Origin of the sequence: Catenulispora pinisilvae, assembly GCF_015356865.1 — a bacterium.
Lineage (GTDB): Bacteria > Actinomycetota > Actinomycetes > Streptomycetales > Catenulisporaceae > Catenulispora > Catenulispora pinisilvae.
The window spans coordinates 1-16,625 of record NZ_JAAFZA010000024.1; the positions used below are offsets into that span (position 1 = coordinate 1).

A 16,625-nucleotide genomic window follows, 5' to 3' on the forward strand; every position below is an offset into this window, starting at 1 on the left:
GCGTCCCGGCGGCGGCCGAGCGGCGCCGGTGGCGCCGGGCGTGGGCCAGCGCCCCCGCGTGCAGTACGGCGGAGGCCGGTGCCTCGAAGGAGAAGGCAGTCTCGCGGAAAGCCGCGGCGATGCCGTCCGGTTGATCGTGGTCGATGTCCTCGAAGTGATCGGTGGACATGGGAGTACACCTCTTTCGTGTCAGGTCTGAGAGTGATCGGGGACCGGGCCGGTCCGGACGCGCCCGGGAAGTGCTCAGAAACGCGCCAGGTCGGCGAAGTCGCCGCCCAGCAGCTCGCGAACCCGCGCCAGCGCACGGGAACAGCGCGAGCGGACGGCCGTGTCGGACAGGTTCAGCCGGGCCGCCGTCTCGGCCACGCTCAGGTCCTCCCAGAACCTGAGCACCAGCACCGCACGGTCGACCGGCGGCAGCGACCGCAACGCCTCCAGCAACGCCACCCGCAGCACGACGTCCTCGCCGCGAGCCGGTTGGTCCGCCACACCGCCGAGCCCGGCGCCGCCGGCCGGGCGCTCGCTATTGCTCCGTTTACGCCGCGCCGACACGAATCGGTTGATCAGGGTGGTCTGCGCGTAACCGACCGGGTTGTCCAGCCCGCCCACCCGCTGCCACCGCCGGTACAGCAACCCGAAGGTCTCCTGAACCAGGTCCTCGGCGGCATGGGTGTCCCCGCCGGTGAGCAGGCAGGCGGAACGGAACAACCGCGGCCCGCTGGCCGCGACGAACGCCTGGAAGTCCAGGGCCGCGCCGTCGGCTTCTGTCGCGCCGCGACTCCCGCGCTGTATGAGCCTCATATCCGATCAACGCCGCGAAGATGGTGAACTGTGGCACGCGATTTTTCGGCCGGGGCCGTACCGAGGTCTGGAAGTCAGACAAACTGGCCGACCGGCCGCGTCACACCCATAGGGATTAACCGGGACACTCGACAGAGTGTCCGCATCCCGATCCCGTCCGAAAAGCGATCAGGCCCGGTTCCCCGAGACTGTCGTCCTCGGAACCGAGCCTTATCGTCGACTACCTACAAGTGCGCGAGGGGGGAGTTGAACCCCCACACCCTTTCGGGCACACGGACCTGAACCGTGCGCGTCTGCCTATTCCGCCACTCGCGCTCGCTCTTGCTGCACAAACATTAGCACGCGGTAGAGGTGCCTCTGGCCAATATCGCGGCGGGCCGGAAGGTAGCGATCGTCACATCCGGGTACCGGTGCCGATCGCCCGTTTCGCCGAGCCGGAATCGATGGGAACCGGTCGGGGGTGTCGCACGTCCTTGTGTCGAGAGGGTGTTCACCTCCCTCCTTCCGTACCTGCTCGCGGCGCCGCTTTCGGGCGGGCCGCTGAGCTGCGTGGGCACGGCCGTGCGGCTGATCTCGCGGCGATGTGGGTACGCAGCGGGGGATGGGGTGGTTACGATCTCATCCGTAACAGGCACACGGACCGGACGTCGCAGGCGGCGGACGGTGCGGGTGACCGTGGGTCCGACGACGACGGCGTCCCGATGTGGGTCGCTGGACGACAGAATGGTCTGCGAGGCCGGTCAACGCTAGGCTGGCGCGCCGGAAGGGGGTGTCCGTGGGAGTCCTACAGCGGTTCGAGCGACGCATCGAAGGGTTGGTCAACGGCGCCTTCGCCAAGGCATTCAAGTCCGAGGTCCAGCCGGTGGAGATCGCCTCCGCGCTACAGCGCGAGTGCGACGACCGGGCGGCCATAGTCAGCCAGGGACGGACCATGGTGCCCAACGACTTCACAGTCGAGTTGGGCGGCGTGGACTACGAGCGGTTGGCGACCTACGCCGGCCCCCTGGGCGCCGAACTCGCCGAACTCGTCCGTGAGTACGGTGCGGAGCAGCGCTATATGTTCGTCGGACCTGTCGAGGTGAAGTTCGCGCGCGCGGCCGATCTCGACACGGGGATGTTCCGGATCCAAAGTCAGGCGTTGGCAGGAGTGGTGCCCGTGTCTCAGATGCAAGGCGAGCCCCAGGGCTACGACCCCTACGGCCAGCCTCCCCCATACCAGGGCGGACCCCAGGGTCCGCAGGGCCCCGGTGGACCCCAGGGCCCGGGCGGACCGCAGGGGCCCGGCGGGCTCCAGCCGGTGCCGCCGCCGAACCCGGTGCCGCAGCCCGCGCCGTGGGGCAGCCCCCCGCCGCCCCCGCAGGGGCAGGGCGGGCCGCAGCCCGGCTGGGGTGCGCCGCCGCCCGGCCAGGGCGGCTATGACCAGCCGGGTCAGGGTGGTTACGACCAGCAGGGCCAAGGCGGGTACGACCAGCAGGGCCAGGGCGGGTACGACCCGTACGGCCAGCCGCCGCCGCAGCAGGCCGGTTGGGGCCCGCCCGGCGGCCAGCAGCAGGGCCAGTACCCGCCGCAGCAGTCGCAGACCCAGTGCTGGGTGGAGATCAACGGCGCCCGGCACATGCTGACCAAGCCGGTCACCACCATGGGCCGGGGTACCGATGTGGACCTGCGGGTGGACGACCCGTCGGTGTCCCGTCGGCACGCCGAGATCCGGATCGGGACTCCGTCCTACGTATCCGACCTGGGCTCGACCAACGGCATCGTGGTGGACAACCAGCACGTGACGCAGGCTCCCCTGCGGGACGGATCGGTGATCCACCTGGGTACCACGACGATCATCTTCCGGCAGCAGGGCTAGGGGCGAGGCGAACCCACTCAAGATGTCCCAGCTGACCCTTACGGTGATCCGGCTCGCCTTCCTGGTGCTGCTCTGGCTGTTCGTGTTCTCCGCGGTCGGGGTCATGCGCTCCGACCTCTACGGTTCCCGGACGAGCAAGCGCCAGCAGGCCAAGGCAGCCAAGGCGGCCGCCGCCTCGACCCAGCAGGTGGCCGCGCGCGGCGCCGCCCGCGCGCCCTACAACCCAGGCGCCCGCCGCAGCGGCCCGCCACAGCCCACCCGGTTGGTGGTGGTCGGCGGCTCGCTGGCCGGCACCACGGTGAACATCACCAGCGGGCAACAGGTCACGATGGGGCGGGCCCACGACTCGACCATCGTGCTGGACGACGACTACGCCTCCAGCCGGCATGCCCGGCTCTACCCGGATGCCTCCGGGCAGTGGATAGTCGAAGACCTGGGCTCCACCAACGGCACCTTCCTCGGGCAGACGAAGCTGAACGCGCCGACCGTGGCACAGATCGGTGTCCCGATCCGCATCGGCAAGACCGTGCTCGAGTTGCGCGCTTAGGGATAAGGAGAGGTGCCAGATGGCTCTTGTGCTCAGGTACGCGATCCGCTCCCATGTCGGGCTGATCCGGGAGGGCAACGAGGACTCCGGTTACGCCGGCCCGCGCCTGCTGGCGATCGCCGACGGCATGGGCGGCGCCGCCGCCGGTGAGCTGGCCAGCGCGGTCGTGATGACGACGGTCTCGCGGCTGGACGCGCCAGGCGGCGAGGTCGGCCTGGAGGCGCTGTCGAGCTCCGGCGAGCTGCCCGCCATGCCGCGGGGCGGTCAACCGGGGCCCGGGGCACCGGCGCCGGGGGACCAGGGCGTGCCGGAGAACGAGCAGACCCTGCACATCTCCCAGCACGACCTGGCCGCCCGCGAGTCCGGCCACCCGCACTCGGCCCCCGACCCGACGCTCGGCGAGCCCGATCTGGCGCTGCTGGGCGGCGCGGTGGTGGCGGCCAACGAGCGGCTGCGGGCGATCGTGGCCGAGCGCCCCGAGCTGGAGGGCATGGGCACCACGCTGACCGCGATGCTGTGGTCCGGCGGCCGGTTCGGCATGGTGCACGTCGGCGACTCCCGGGCCTACCGGCTGCGCGAGGGCCTGCTGGAGCAGATGACCGCCGACCACACCTGGGTGCAGCGGCTGATCGACGAGGGCCGGATCACCGAGGAGGAGGCGGGCCACCACCCGCAGCGCTCCCTGCTGATGCGGGTCCTGGACGGCCGCACCCAGGTCGAGGCGGACATCGGCACCTTCGACGCCTACCCCGGCGATCGCTACCTGCTGTGTTCTGACGGCTTGTCAGGCTTTGTCTCACAAGAAACTCTGGCCGAGACCCTGGCCGCCTACCTGGACCCGCAGCAGGCCGTGGACGCGCTGATCGAGCTGGCGCTGCGGGCCGGCGGCCCGGACAACATCACCTGCATCGTCGCCGACACCATCGACGACGGGACCATCCCGGGGGCCAGCCCGAACGAGGCCACCCAGATGCTGGGCTCGCTGACCCCGGTCGTGGTCGGCGCGGCCAGTGAGGGAGTGGACCAGCTCCCCCAGTTCAGCACCCCGGCGACCGGCGGTCCGGGCCAGGGCGGCGGTCAGCAGGACGACTTCCCGCAGAACCATCCGGCCGGCCGAGCCGCGCGGCTGCGGTCCCGCCGCAACCAGCAGAGCCAGCAGAACCAGCAGCTGGCCGCCGAGCACCCGGGCGGACCGGTGGCCACCGCGTCGCCGCAGTTCGACCCGGCGGCGCAGACCATGGAGACCGAGTCGGTGCCCGGGCAGCGCGCCATGATGCCCGGTGCGCAGACCCCGCAGCCCGGCTCCCCCGGCGGGCCCGGTGGGGCGTTCGGCGGACCGGAGGGGATGCCCGCCGGCCCCGGCGGTGCCGCCGCCGGAAAGCGGAGCAAGAAGGGGCTGCTCATCACCGGGGCCGTGGTCGTGGTGCTGGCCGCCGCCGCGGGTGGCGCCTACGTGTACAGCCAGGGGCAGTACTACGTGACGCCGTCCGCGGACAAGCAGCAGGTGCTGCTCTACCAGGGCATGTCGCAGCTGTCGTTCGCCGCGTCGAAGCAGTCGATGACCGAGGGCCCGCTGTGGATCGCCTCGGTGCCGGAGAGCAAGCGCGCGGACCTGCTCAACACCCAGTCTTTCGGCTCCAAGGGCGCCGCGCTGGCCTTCCTGGAGCAGTACCGGTCGGCCGCCAAGTCCTGTGCGGACTACCGGCACAACCAGCCGCCGGCCGGCCAGCAGGTGCAGTCGCAGGCGGTGACCGGCCGACCGGCCGGTACCACGCTGCCACAGCAGAAGAACCTCACTCCGTCCTCGCCGGCCTCCCGGGACGGTGCCCCGCTGGCCAACGGCCCGAGCTCCAACGCGCCGGTCCCCACGCCGCCGGCCGACATCCCGACCGGCAGCTCCAGCGGCGAGCAGGGTTCACCGCTCCCGCAGAATCCCACGTCGTCGCCGTCGGCCGTGTCACAGCCGACTGACGACCCCCGAAAGGCGTACTGCGCCGGAACAACGGACGGTCCTTAGTAGTGTCGTCGATGTCAGCCGCCCCACCCCGGCCCGAAGAACCACTGGTCCCCAAACGCCGCAACACCGAGCTGCTGCTCAGCTTGTTCGCGGTGGCGATCGCCATGTTCGCGTACGCCAACGTGGGCCTGGCCGACAACGGCAAGCTGCCGGCCGGTATGTGGGGCTACGGCGCGGGCCTGGCGGCGGTCGTGGTGGTCGCCAACCTGCTGATCCGCTACGCCGCGCCCTACGCCGACCCGCTCTTCCTGCCGCTGGCGATCTTCCTCAACGGTATCGGCCTGGTCCTGATCCACCGCCTGGACATCTACGACTCCGAGACCTTCGTCGCGCTGCACAAGGTCGACCCGGTGAAGTACCACACCGCGCCGACCGGCTCCACGACCAACCAGCTGATGTTCACCGCGCTGGGCATCATCGCCCTGGCTGGCGTCCTGCTGATGATCAAGGACCACCGGATCCTTCAGCGCTACGCCTACATCTCGATGGTCGCCGGCCTGTTCCTGGTCGCGGTCCCGGCCGTGCTGCCGGCCTCGATCTCCAGCGCGAACGGCGCCAAGAGCTGGATCCGCTTCCCGGGAGGGGTGTCGATCCAGCCGGCCGAGTTCGGCAAGCTGCTGCTGGTGTCGTTCTTCGCGGCGTTCCTGATGGCCAAGCGCGACGCGCTGCGGGTGGCCTCGCGCCGGGTGTTCGGCCTGAACATCCCGCGCGGCAGGGACATGGGCCCGATCGCGGTCTGCTGGGTCCTGGCGATGCTCATCCTGGTCTTCGAGACCGACCTCGGTGTCTCGCTGATGTTCTTCGGCGCCTTCGTGGTGCTGCTGTACATCGCGACCGAACGGACCTCGTGGCTGGTCTTCGGTGTCACCGCGTTCATCGGCGGCGCCGTGTTCATCGCCGAGACGGTCCCGCACGTCCAGCAGCGCGTGAACAACTGGCTGCACCCGTTCAACGGCGAGATCTGCGCCGCCGCGAACGGGAAGAACTGCCCCTCGGACCAGATCTCGCAGTCCATCTACGGCTTCGCCACCGGCGGCATCTTCGGCAAGGGCCTGGACCAGGGCCGGCCGTGGCTGGTCGGCTTCGCCAAGAACGCGGACTTCATCCTGGTGACGGTCGGTGAAGAGCTCGGCATGGTCGGGCTGTTCGCGCTGATGATGGTCTACACGCTGTTCGTGATGCGCGGCTTCAAGACCGCGCTGCTGATCCGCGACAACTACGGCAAGCTGCTGGCGGCCGGTCTGTCCGTGACCTTCGCCCTGCAGGTGTTCATCACCGCCGGCGGTGTCATGCGGGTCATCCCGCTGACCGGTCTGCCGATGCCGTTCCTGGCCGCCGGTGGTTCGGCGCTGGTGGCGAACTGGGTCGTGGTCGCCTTGCTCATCCGGCTGTCGGACTCCGCGCGGCGTCCGCTGCCGCCGGCCATCCCGCTGTCCGACGACGAGCTGCGGGCGATGCGCCTGGCGGCCGCCCAGCGGATGCCCTCGAACGCGGTGCAGGGGCGGCACGCCCAGCCGGCGGCGCCGCAGGGTCCTGACGGTCCGCCCCGTCCGCATCCGTTGGCTCAGCCCGGGCTCGGGCAGAGCGGATTGGGCCAGACCGGCCTGTCGGATCCAGGCGGGCCAGGGGGTCCCGGCGGGCCCGGCGATCCGACGCCACCCGGCGCCGCCGAGGCCACGCAGGCGATGCCGGTGCGGCCGGCCGGTGCCGCCGGATCGGCCGGTGCCGGGGATCCGACGCAGGCCGTGCCCGCCCAGCCGCGCGGTTACGGAGAGCAGACGATGATGCGCGCAGGGGAAGCGACACAAGCGATCCAGACCACACCCGGGCCGAACTCGGAACCGGAACAGGGTCCGACTGAGTCCTATACCCCGGTATTCGAAGACGAAGAAGACGACGTACGGACGCGGCAGACCCCGGCACCCGGTGCGAACCCGGGTGACGCGCCGGGCCGGCCGAGTCCGTCGGAGCGGAGGTACGGACCGTGAACCAGCCGATCAGGCGGGTGGCCATCTTCTGCTTCCTGCTCATCGCCAGCCTGTTGGTCAGCTCCAACTACCTACAGGTGGTGAACGCCGACAGCTACAAGTCGCGGGTCGGCAACAAGCGGAACGTCTACGACGCCTTCGCCTACCCGCGCGGCCAGATCCTCACCGCGGACGGCACCGTCATCGCCAACTCGGTCCCCTCCGGCGGTCTGTTGTACAAGTACCAGCGCCAGTACCCGCTCAAGTCGCAGTACGGCAACATCACCGGCTACAAGTCGATCGGCTACGGCTCCACCGACATAGAGTCCGTCCTGGACGGCTACCTGAAGGGCACGGACAGCTCCGAGTCCGTGGCCAACTTCATGGACACGCTGACCGGCAAGTCCAAGAAGGGCGGCGACGTCCAGCTGACGCTTGAGAACTCGGTGCAGCAGACGGCGATCACCCAGATGACCAAAAAGATCGGCTCGGTGGTGGCTCTGGACCCGACCACCGGTGCGATCCTGGCGATGTACTCCAACCCGACCTTCGACCCGAACGGGATCTCGTCCAACAACTCCGACATCTCCACTCCCGCGGCCAACGCGCTGGCCAACGACAAGACCAAGCCGAACCTGAACCACGCGATCCAGGAGAACTACCCGCCCGGCTCGATCTTCAAGATCGTCACGGCGACGGCCGCGCTGGAATCCGGCAAGTTCACCGAGACCGGCGCGACCCAGGCCCCGACCGGGCCGCTGACCTGGCCCGGCTCGGCCAACCAGCTGATCAATGAGAACGGCGTCGCCTGCCCGGCCAACGACCTGAAGACCGCGCTCGAGCAGTCCTGCAACTCCGTCTACGGCTGGGTCGCCGACCAGCTCGGCGCGCCGACTATGGCCGAGTACGCGCAGAAGTTCGGGTTCAACAACCCCAGCTTGAAGATCCCGCTGTCGGTGGCGCAGTCCAACTACCCTGCCGCCAACCAGATCGGCAGCGACGCGGTCGCCCTGGCCCAGGACTCGGTCGGGCAGAACGGCACGCAGGCCACCCCGCTGCAGGCGGCGATGATCGCGGCGGCGGTCGCCAACGGCGGCGTCATCATGCAGCCCTATCTGGTGGACAAGGAGACCGCGCCGAACGGTCACGTGACCTACAAGGGCACGGACCACCAGCACGAACTCAGCCAGGCCATGCAGCCGTCCACCGCGGCCACCCTGGACGACATGATGAAGGGCGTCGTCGCCGACGGCACCGCGCAGCCTGACGCGGTCGCCGGCGTGGGGATGGGCGCCAAGACCGGTACCGCCCAGCGTGGCCAGGGCCAGAACCCGCTGGCCTGGTTCATCTGCTACGGCAGCGCCAACGGCAAGCACGTCGCGGTGGCGGTGATGGTCCAGACCGACAATCCCGCCGTCCGCGACAACGTCTCCGGCGCCGGCTATGCCGGCCCGGTGGCCGCGGCGGTGATGAAGGCGGCACTCGGCGTGAGCTGACAGGGCGGGGATCCGCCCCGGGCCGGGCGGGTGTCGGACCGGCGGCCCCGGGTAGCGGGGAGCCGGTCCTCGGAGATCGGCGGCGCGTGGACTGGCGCCGGACCCGGTTCGGGGGATACTGCCGGAAGCAAGTTTTCGACTGAGACGATGTCAGACCGCCGCCTTCGGGCGGTGATCGATGAGCTGGAGCGATGAGATGTCCGGAACCTACCCCGGGGCGGAACAGCCGCGGCGGCTCGGCGGCAGGTACGAGCTGGGCTCCGTGCTGGGCCGAGGCGGGATGGCCGAGGTCTTCATGGCCCGCGACACCCGGCTGGGCCGCACGGTGGCCGTGAAGACCCTGCGCGCGGACCTGTCCCGGGACCCCACGTTCCAGGCGCGGTTCCGCCGCGAGGCCCAGTCGGCGGCCTCCCTGAACCACCCGGCGATCGTGGCGATCTACGACACCGGCGAGGACTTCGAGGCCAGCGTCTCGGTCCCCTACATCGTGATGGAGTACGCCGACGGCTCCACGCTGCGCGACCTGCTGCACTCCGGCCGCCGGCTGCTGCCCGAGCGGGCCCTGGAGATCACCGCCGGCGTGCTGCAGGCCCTGGACTACTCGCACCGCAACGGCATCATCCACCGCGACATCAAGCCGGCGAACATCATGCTGACCCGGGCCGGCACCGTGAAGGTGATGGACTTCGGCATCGCCCGGGCCATGGCCGACAACGGCATGACGATGACGCAGACCGCCGCGGTCATCGGCACCGCGCAGTACCTGTCGCCGGAGCAGGCCAAGGGCGAGACCGTGGACGCCCGCAGCGACCTGTACTCCACCGGCTGCCTGATGTACGAACTGCTCACCGGCCGGCCGCCGTTCGTCGGCGACTCCCCGGTGGCGGTGGCATACCAGCACGTGCGCGAGGAGCCGCAGCCGCCGTCCTCGTACGACCCCGAGGTGAGCCCGGCGATCGACGCGGTGGTGCTCAAGTCGCTGGCCAAGTCCGCCGACCAGCGCTACCAGTCGGCCACCGAGATGCGCGCCGACATCGAGCGGGTGCTGGACGGCCGGCCGACCGACGCGCAGACCGCGGTGCTGGGCGCGGCGAACATGCCGACCCAGCGGCTGGACCCGCGCCAGGTCGGTGCCGCGGCCGCGGTGGGCCAGACCCGGGCCATGCCCGCGGTCGACGCGCAGACCGGCTATCAGCCGCCGGCGACGCCGCGCTACGAGGACGAGGAATACCTGGACGGCGGCCGTCCGCCGGCGGGCCCGCCGCGCCGTCCAGAGTCGCGCCGCCCCCCGGAGCCGGAGAAGAGCGGCAAGACCGGGTACATCATCTTGGCCATCGCCGGCATCGCCGCGGTGATCGCCGCGGTCCTGCTGGCCAAGTCGCTGCTGAAGTCCGGCGGCAACACCAGTTCCAAGGCGGTGCCGGACTTCGGCGTCGGGATCACCAACGTCAACCAGGCGCAGCAGATGCTGGCCAAGCCGGAGTACGCCGGGTACTCACTCACCGGCAACGGCAAGGACTGCCCGCCCGGGACGGACCTGCATCAGGGCGGGACCGGGACGATCATCGCCCAGAGCCCGGCGGCCAACAGCTACCAGAGGCCCGGGACGATCACCTACTGCCTGTCGCTGGGCCCGCAGACGGGCAAGGTGCCGACGAAGGCCATTCTGAACACGTGGAACCAGGACGCTCTGAAGAACTACCTGGCCGGTGCCCATTTCAATCTGGACAATCCGGTGATCTCGCAGGCGTCCAGCGATACCGTTCCGTCCGGCAACATCATCGATGTGATCGACGCGAACAACGGCAACGCGTTCCTCGACGGTACGCAGGTCGCCGACGTCAGCAAGGTCCAGATCGGGTGGATCGTCTCCACCGGCAAGAAGACGATCCCGCTGAACGGGGCCAGCGGCGGCTACGTCGGGCAGCCGTACGGCGGCGTCGTGAGCCAGATCGAGGGGCTGGGCTTCACCAAGGTCACCCCGCAGCAGGACAACTCGGCCGACGGCCAGCAGCCCGGCAACGTGACCAAGCTCAGCGTGGGGGACGGTTCGTTCACCGCCGACACGCCGATCGTGGTGTACTACGCGCCGCCGCTGCCGCCGAGCACTCCGTCCAGCTCCCAGCAGCAGACGTGTGACCCGACGCAGGACCCGAACTGCCAGCCGAGCGGCAACCCGACGTCGACGACGTCGTCCGGGCCGGGCAACCCGAACCCGACCAACAGCATGGCCTGCATCCTCGACCCGGCGCTGTGCCCGAGCTCCCCGACGAGTTCGAAGGGGCACGGAGGTAACTGAGCGATCCGCTCTATAGCGAAGCCCCGCACGGAACCTTCCGTGCGGGGCTTCGTGTTGTCCGCTATAGGGGAAAACGCTATAGCGCAGCCCTCAGTTAGCCGCGCCAATCACCACGGGGGCCAGGCCCGCCGACCGCTCGACCGCTCCGGCGTCGCCGCATACGGTGAGCCAGTTCGCCAGCATCCGGTGCCCGCCTTCGGTGAGGACCGACTCGGGATGGAACTGCACCGCCTCTACCGGCAGTTCGCGGTGCCGGACGCCCATGATGACGCCGGAGTCGGTGCGCGCGGTCACGGACAGGTCCGCCGGCAGCGTCTCCGGCTCTATGGCCAGGGAGTGGTAGCGGGTGGCTGTGAACGGGTCCGGGAGGCCCTGGAAGACACCTTGGCCGTCGTGGGTCACCGTGCTGGTCTTGCCGTGCAGCAGTTCCGGGGCCCGGCCGACCACGGCGCCGTGCGCGACGGCGATCGACTGTAGGCCCAGGCAGACGCCGAAGACCGGGATCCGGTGCTGCTCGGCGTACCCGACCATCTTGATGCAGATGCCGGCTTCCTCGGGTGTCCCGGGGCCGGGCGAGAGCAGGACGCCGTCGTAGTCGTGCGCGGCCTCGACGCCGATCGCGTCGTTGCGCACCACCTCGCACTGCGCGCCGAGCTGGTACAGGTACTGGACGAGGTTGTAGACGAAGCTGTCGTAGTTGTCGACGACGAGGATCCGCGCTGCCATGCCGCGAGCCTACCGGCCGCGGGGAGCCGCTACTGCGAGACGGTGTTGCCGCTGAACGGCATCAGCGGCTCGACCCACGGGAAGATCCAGCCGAACAGGAGCACCACGATCACGGCCGCCACGGCCAGGGCGACGAGCAACTTCACATAGACGGGTCCTGGAAGGTGCCGCCACAGAAACGCGTACATCGCCTGCTCCTCTTCTCTACAGACTTCTCTATAGAGGTCTCTATGAGGTTTTACCAGAGTCTTATTGGAACTTGGGGGCGTTCACGGTCAACGCCGGGGGCTCGCCCTGGGCGCGCGGCCGCTCGGCGATCAGTGTCCCGATGACGATCATCCGCTGGGTGGAGGCCCACCAGGGGTTGCAGGTGGTCAGCGTGATCAGTTTCTGGTCGGGCTTGACACCCGGCTCGTTCGGGACCGGGGCGACGACGCCGAGGTCGGTCGGCTCGACGATGAACGGGTCGCGGTCTTCGCGGTAGGTGTACCAGGTCTGGGCGGTCTCCACGACGATCAGGTCGCCGGCCCGCATCTCGTCGAGGTAGCGGAACGGTTCGCCGTGGGTCTTGCGGTGTCCGGCGACCGCGAAGTTGCCGATCTGGCCGGGCAGCGCCGAGTCCTTGTAGTGGCCGACGCCGCGGCCCAGCAGGTCCAAGGTGGTGCCCTGCAGGACCGGGATCGACTTGTCGCCGAGCCTCGGGATGTGCAGGATCGCGAACGCCGTGCCAGTGCGGCCCTGGCTGTCGGCGGTGTCGAAGGGGTCGGCGGCCGGCTTGGCCGAGCGCGCGGCCGGCGGCTGGGCCCACTGCTTGTGCAGGTCCGAGACCTCGGACTTCATCGCCTCGTCGGCGACCACGTTGGTGTAGAAGAGCTGGTAGGCGCAGAACAGGAAGAGCACGACGCCGAGCGTGATCAGGATCTCCCCGAGCGATCGGATGGTCGTTCGCGTACGTTCAGCCCACATTCCGCCAGTTTGTCGGCATCACGGCGCCACGGACGCGAACGACACGTCCAGCGGCCCGGTGTAGCCCGGGAGCGTCACTCGATCGCGCGCCTTCACGTCCCAGCCGAGGCCGTAGGCGCTGACGTACTCCAGATACGTCTGCACGGCCGGGGCGGCCAGCAGCGACGCCCGCAACTTGGTCGGATCGCCGACCGCGGTGATCACGTAGGGCGGGGAGTAGACGCGGCCTTGCAGCAGCAGGGTGTTCCCGACGCAGCGCACCGCGGAGGTGGGCGCCAGGCGCTGGTCCATCAACTGGATCCCGGTCGCGCCGCCGGCCCACAGCGCGTTCACCACCGCCTGCACGTCCTGCTGGTGGATGATCAGCCAGTCCGGCTGGGCCGCGGGGGCCCCGGCGGCCGGCTGGGCGTTCGGCGGGGCGTCGTTGAGGGTCACGGCCAGGGCCGAGCCGCTGACCGGGGTCAGGGCCACCGGGCCGGACAGCGCGTCCACCTGGTCCTGGACCGCCTTGACCCGGGCGTCGGCGCTCTGGGCGCGGGTCAGCGCGTCCTGGTCCGCGCGCTGGGCCGCGACCTGCTCGGTAAGCTGTTGGTTGTGCGTGTTCTGGGCTCGGATCACGTCGGAGAGCTGGGCTCCCCGGTCTGGACGGATGTCGCCCTGGCCGTTCGCGGTGTCCCGGGCGGTCAGGAACAGCGCTCCGGCGAGGGCGAACACCAGGACCACCCCGGTGTGCCAGACCACCCGGGAGCGGGGTCGGCCGGCCTTCCGCGCGGCGGTGTCCGGACCCGGCTCCGGGTCGGCCGCGGATACGGGTTCGTCCAGCTGATCGCGCCCTGACGCCATGGCGGATACGCTATCGGACGCACACTGTCGCATGCCCGATCGAGGCCGCACAGCAGCCGAGCAATCCAGGAGTGAACCGTGCCCGAGTCGAAGGTCCGCAAGAAGGCCGCGTACACCCCGCCGCCGGACAAGAGGCAGCCGATCAAGCTGGACACCGGGAACCGGGTGGTACTGCCGCTGATGGTCGGGTGTTTCCTGCTCGGCCTGCTGTGGATAGTCATCTACTACCTGTCGAACATGACGTATCCGGTGTCGGCCCTGCACGGCTGGAACATGGCCGTCGGCTTCGGCCTGATCATCGCCGGATTCATCACGTCGATGAAGTGGAAGTAGCGTCCCGGCCCCGCATTAGGTCCTCGGCGTCACCGACTGTGCCCGACCGCTTCCTAACACAACATCCACAGGCTTATCCCCAGTGTGGATAAGTGCCGGAAGCCTGTGGATAACTTGCCGGGATGTCGGTGACGACCCTGGTCAGACCGGGTGAGTACGCCGCGCCGTCAACAGTGCGCGTACGGTTCGCCGGGTCGTTCAGGTGTGCGGTGTGGACGGCCGTCCCGGCTATCGCCAGCGCCAGCACCAGCGCCATGGTGCCGAAGCCGAGCCCGTTGAGCAGCCGCACCTGCTGCTCACGGGGCGCCCCGGCGCGCCCGAGGGCCCGGATCAGCTCCGGGGCGAAGGCGTAGACCGCGCCGATCAGCGCGCCGGCCACCACGCCGCCGACGTGGTCGCGCCAGTCGATGTTGGTGTCCTGCAACGGGATCACGATGTTGATGATCAGCACCACCACGATCATCCCGGGGTCCAGGATCTTGCGCCGCAGCCCGATCACCACCAGGCAGCCGAAGACCGCCGAGATCGCGCCGGAGGCGCCCAGGCTGGCCGGGCTCAGCGGGGTCATGAACCAGTAGGACGTCACCGCCCCGGCCAGCCCGCCGACCAGGTAGACCAGCAGGAACCGGAGCCGGCCGAGCATCGCCTCCAGCATCGGGCCGATGAAGAACAGCGAGATCATGTTCGAGGCGATGTGTATCAGGTTCGCGTGCAGGAACATCGAGGTGAACAGCCGGTACCACTCGCCGTTGGCGACGCCTATCGGCTGGCCGTCCACCCAGGTGCCCTTGGCGATCAGCTCCAGCCGCATGTCCAGGGTGTTCACCTGGGCCACCTGGCCGTCGCCCACGCCGATCTGCGAGCTGCCGATGATGTGCTGCAGGCCGAACATCACGAAGTTCAGCGCGATCAGGCTGTAGGTGACCACCGGCACCACCCGGGGCCGCAGCACCGCCCCGAACGGGGACCGGGCCTTGGGCACCTGCTGGTTGCCGCCGCGCACGCAGTCCGGGCACTGGAACCCGACCGAGGCCGGCACCATGCACTCCGGGCAGATCCGGCGCTCACAGCGGGTACAGCGGATCTGCGCCTCCCGCCCCGGATGCCGGTAGCAGGCTTGGAGGTCGGGCGCTGGCGCGGAGGGGCTGCCTGGGCTGCCTGGCGGCATCGTCACGGTGATCCTTCTGCCACGGGTTCCGGTATCGATCGGCCGGTTCGAATGTAGAGGAAACGAACACGCGGGGCACGGAGTTTCCTCCGGCCCCGCGCGGCAGGCTCAGCCTTCGCGACGCTCGATCGTGACCGACTCGATGACCACCGGCTCCAGCGGGCGGTCCTGAGCCCCGGTGGGGACGGCCGCGATCTGGTCCACGATCTTGCGGCTGCCCTCATCCACGACCTCACCGAAGATCGTGTGCTTGCCGTTCAGGTGGGTCGGCCGGCGCGGGGTCGGCACGGTGATGAAGAACTGCGAGCCGTTGGTCCCCCGGCCGTTGCGGATGCCCGCGTTGGCCATGGCCAGCAGGTAGTCGCGGTCGTTGAAGTTCTGGTCCGGGTGCGGCTCGTCGTCGAAGACGTAGCCCGGGCCGCCGAAGCCCTGGCCCAGCGGGTCACCGCCCTGGATCATGAACTGCGGGATGATCCGGTGGAAGACGGTGCCGTCGTACAGCGGCTTGGTCGACTTCTCGTTGGTCTCCGGGTGCGTCCACTCCCGGGTCCCCTCCGCCAGACCCACGAAATTGGCCACGGTCTTCGGCGCGTAGTCCGGAAGCAACCGCACGACGATATCGCCGTGGTTGGTCTTGATGGTGGCGTACAGGTTCTCGGCCACAGTCTGTTGCCTTTCGGTTTCTCTCGTATGGACGCTCTCCATCCTTGCACGGAAGCACGCTCGCTCTCCGGGTAGCCCCAATGGCCCTGAGTGAGATTGTCCGAAGGGTGGGCCGGGCAGGCACGACTTCGAGCCGCTTGCCAGGTCGACCCTGCTTCCGGCGGCGCTGCCCGGCGGGGCCGCCGGCAGCGGTGAACAGGTGAAGTAAGGGAGAGGCGAGGATGAGGATGCCGTTCAGCCACGAAGAGCCGCAGAGCCGTCTGGAGCGCGTGCGCTGTGCCGTGCGCGACCGGACCTCTGGCGCCGCCAACTCGGTCTCCGGCGTGGCCGGGACCGCCCAGTCCGCGGCGGCCAACGCCGCCGGCGTCGCACAGGACACCGCTCAGCAGGTCGCCGGGCGGGCCACGGTGGTCGCGCACCAGGTGGCCGACCGCGCGTCGATCGCCGCCGCGGTGCTGGCCGAGCGCGCCCGCCCGGTGGCCTCCGAGGCCGCATCCCGCGGCGGCGCGGCCTGGCAGGTCGTGCTGCACGGCGCGCCCCAGCCCTCGCCGATGTCCCGGGTGGCCGCGGTCATGCCGGTCGCGGTGACCGCCGCCCGCCGTGGCCGGGCACCACTGGGCCTGATGGCCATCGGCGCCCTGGGCGCGGTCGGCCTGCTGTGGTGGCGACGCTCCCGCACCGGCGCCGACAGCGTCTGGATCCTCGACTCGGACAGCGACGTCGAGCCGGTCGGCCGCTGGCAGGAGGGCGACCGCCGCGGTGCGACCGACGACAGCGCCATGGACCCCGGCCGCCGCGAGTCCCCGGCCAACCGCTGGCCCTGAGTCCCCGGCCAGCCGCCGGCCCTGAGCCGCCGATCCTGAGCCGCCGACCGGCGCGGACCCGACCACCCACCCGAAAGGCGTTCCGCCCATGATCGCCGTCGCGCTGGGCCTGATCGGCCT

General features: G+C 70.0%; 14 protein-coding genes, 1 tRNA gene and 1 pseudogene. 8 read left to right on the forward strand and 8 right to left on the reverse strand.

The window, feature by feature from the left end:
- Positions 1 to 243: 243 nt before the first annotated feature.
- Entirely contained in the window at positions 244 to 801 is a 558-nt protein-coding gene (locus IZR01_RS09225) for a SigE family RNA polymerase sigma factor (protein ID WP_194923611.1), read from the reverse strand.
- A gap of 231 nt (positions 802 to 1,032) precedes the next feature.
- Positions 1,033 to 1,116, reverse strand: a tRNA-Leu gene (locus IZR01_RS09230).
- A 460-nt stretch (positions 1,117 to 1,576) separates the two neighbouring features.
- Between IZR01_RS09230 and IZR01_RS09235 the strand changes: the two genes are divergently transcribed.
- From IZR01_RS09235 to pknB, 6 genes and pseudogenes are all read left to right on the forward strand, one after another.
- Positions 1,577 to 2,656 (forward strand): FHA domain-containing protein, encoded by a 1,080-nt coding sequence (locus IZR01_RS09235; RefSeq protein ID WP_194894084.1) that lies wholly within the window; start codon positions 1,577 to 1,579, stop codon positions 2,654 to 2,656.
- A gap of 22 nt (positions 2,657 to 2,678) precedes the next feature.
- Positions 2,679 to 3,203, forward strand: coding sequence for an FHA domain-containing protein FhaB/FipA (locus tag IZR01_RS09240; RefSeq protein WP_194894085.1), 525 nt, complete (start codon positions 2,679 to 2,681; stop codon positions 3,201 to 3,203).
- 19 nt (positions 3,204 to 3,222) lie between these two features.
- Positions 3,223 to 5,220: a PP2C family protein-serine/threonine phosphatase gene (locus IZR01_RS53065; RefSeq protein WP_323746302.1), complete on the forward strand. Its 1,998-nt coding sequence runs from the start codon at positions 3,223 to 3,225 to the stop codon at positions 5,218 to 5,220.
- Between the two features lie 11 nt (positions 5,221 to 5,231).
- Positions 5,232 to 6,668: pseudogene (locus IZR01_RS09255) on the forward strand (FtsW/RodA/SpoVE family cell cycle protein); the annotation flags it as partial.
- A 536-nt stretch (positions 6,669 to 7,204) separates the two neighbouring features.
- Positions 7,205 to 8,683: a penicillin-binding transpeptidase domain-containing protein gene (locus IZR01_RS09260; RefSeq protein WP_194923612.1), complete on the forward strand. Its 1,479-nt coding sequence runs from the start codon at positions 7,205 to 7,207 to the stop codon at positions 8,681 to 8,683.
- 196 nt (positions 8,684 to 8,879) lie between these two features.
- Positions 8,880 to 10,982 (forward strand): Stk1 family PASTA domain-containing Ser/Thr kinase, encoded by a 2,103-nt coding sequence (pknB, locus tag IZR01_RS50220; RefSeq protein ID WP_228559093.1) that lies wholly within the window; start codon positions 8,880 to 8,882, stop codon positions 10,980 to 10,982.
- 90 nt (positions 10,983 to 11,072) lie between these two features.
- On the opposite strand, the gene IZR01_RS09270 is transcribed toward pknB, so the two are convergent.
- From IZR01_RS09270 to IZR01_RS09285, 4 genes are all read right to left on the reverse strand, one after another.
- Positions 11,073 to 11,708 carry an aminodeoxychorismate/anthranilate synthase component II gene (locus tag IZR01_RS09270; RefSeq protein WP_194894088.1) on the reverse strand — a complete coding sequence of 212 codons (636 nt, stop codon included), beginning with the start codon at positions 11,706 to 11,708 and terminating at the stop codon, positions 11,073 to 11,075.
- 29 nt (positions 11,709 to 11,737) lie between these two features.
- The gene (locus tag IZR01_RS09275; protein WP_194923613.1) at positions 11,738 to 11,896 is read right to left on the reverse strand and encodes a hypothetical protein; all 159 of its coding nucleotides are present in this window, start codon (positions 11,894 to 11,896) and stop codon (positions 11,738 to 11,740) included.
- A gap of 61 nt (positions 11,897 to 11,957) precedes the next feature.
- The gene (locus IZR01_RS09280; protein ID WP_194894090.1) at positions 11,958 to 12,674 is read right to left on the reverse strand and encodes a class E sortase; all 717 of its coding nucleotides are present in this window, start codon (positions 12,672 to 12,674) and stop codon (positions 11,958 to 11,960) included.
- Between the two features lie 18 nt (positions 12,675 to 12,692).
- Positions 12,693 to 13,517 carry a DUF881 domain-containing protein gene (locus tag IZR01_RS09285; protein ID WP_194894091.1) on the reverse strand — a complete coding sequence of 275 codons (825 nt, stop codon included), beginning with the start codon at positions 13,515 to 13,517 and terminating at the stop codon, positions 12,693 to 12,695.
- A 78-nt stretch (positions 13,518 to 13,595) separates the two neighbouring features.
- Here IZR01_RS09285 and crgA point away from each other — a divergent pair, with 78 nt between their 5' ends.
- Entirely contained in the window at positions 13,596 to 13,850 is a 255-nt protein-coding gene (gene crgA / locus IZR01_RS09290) for a cell division protein CrgA (protein ID WP_194894092.1), read from the forward strand.
- Between the two features lie 73 nt (positions 13,851 to 13,923).
- Here crgA and IZR01_RS09295 read toward each other — a convergent pair whose 3' ends face one another.
- Both IZR01_RS09295 and IZR01_RS09300 read right to left on the reverse strand, forming a co-directional pair.
- The gene (locus tag IZR01_RS09295; protein WP_228559099.1) at positions 13,924 to 15,018 is read right to left on the reverse strand and encodes a rhomboid family intramembrane serine protease; all 1,095 of its coding nucleotides are present in this window, start codon (positions 15,016 to 15,018) and stop codon (positions 13,924 to 13,926) included.
- Between the two features lie 108 nt (positions 15,019 to 15,126).
- Positions 15,127 to 15,681: a peptidylprolyl isomerase gene (locus IZR01_RS09300; RefSeq protein ID WP_369125376.1), complete on the reverse strand. Its 555-nt coding sequence runs from the start codon at positions 15,679 to 15,681 to the stop codon at positions 15,127 to 15,129.
- Between the two features lie 221 nt (positions 15,682 to 15,902).
- Here IZR01_RS09300 and IZR01_RS09305 point away from each other — a divergent pair, with 221 nt between their 5' ends.
- A complete protein-coding gene (locus IZR01_RS09305) occupies positions 15,903 to 16,505 on the forward strand; it encodes a hypothetical protein (protein WP_194894095.1) in 603 nt (200 codons plus the stop codon).
- The last annotated feature ends 120 nt before the right edge of the window (positions 16,506 to 16,625 follow it).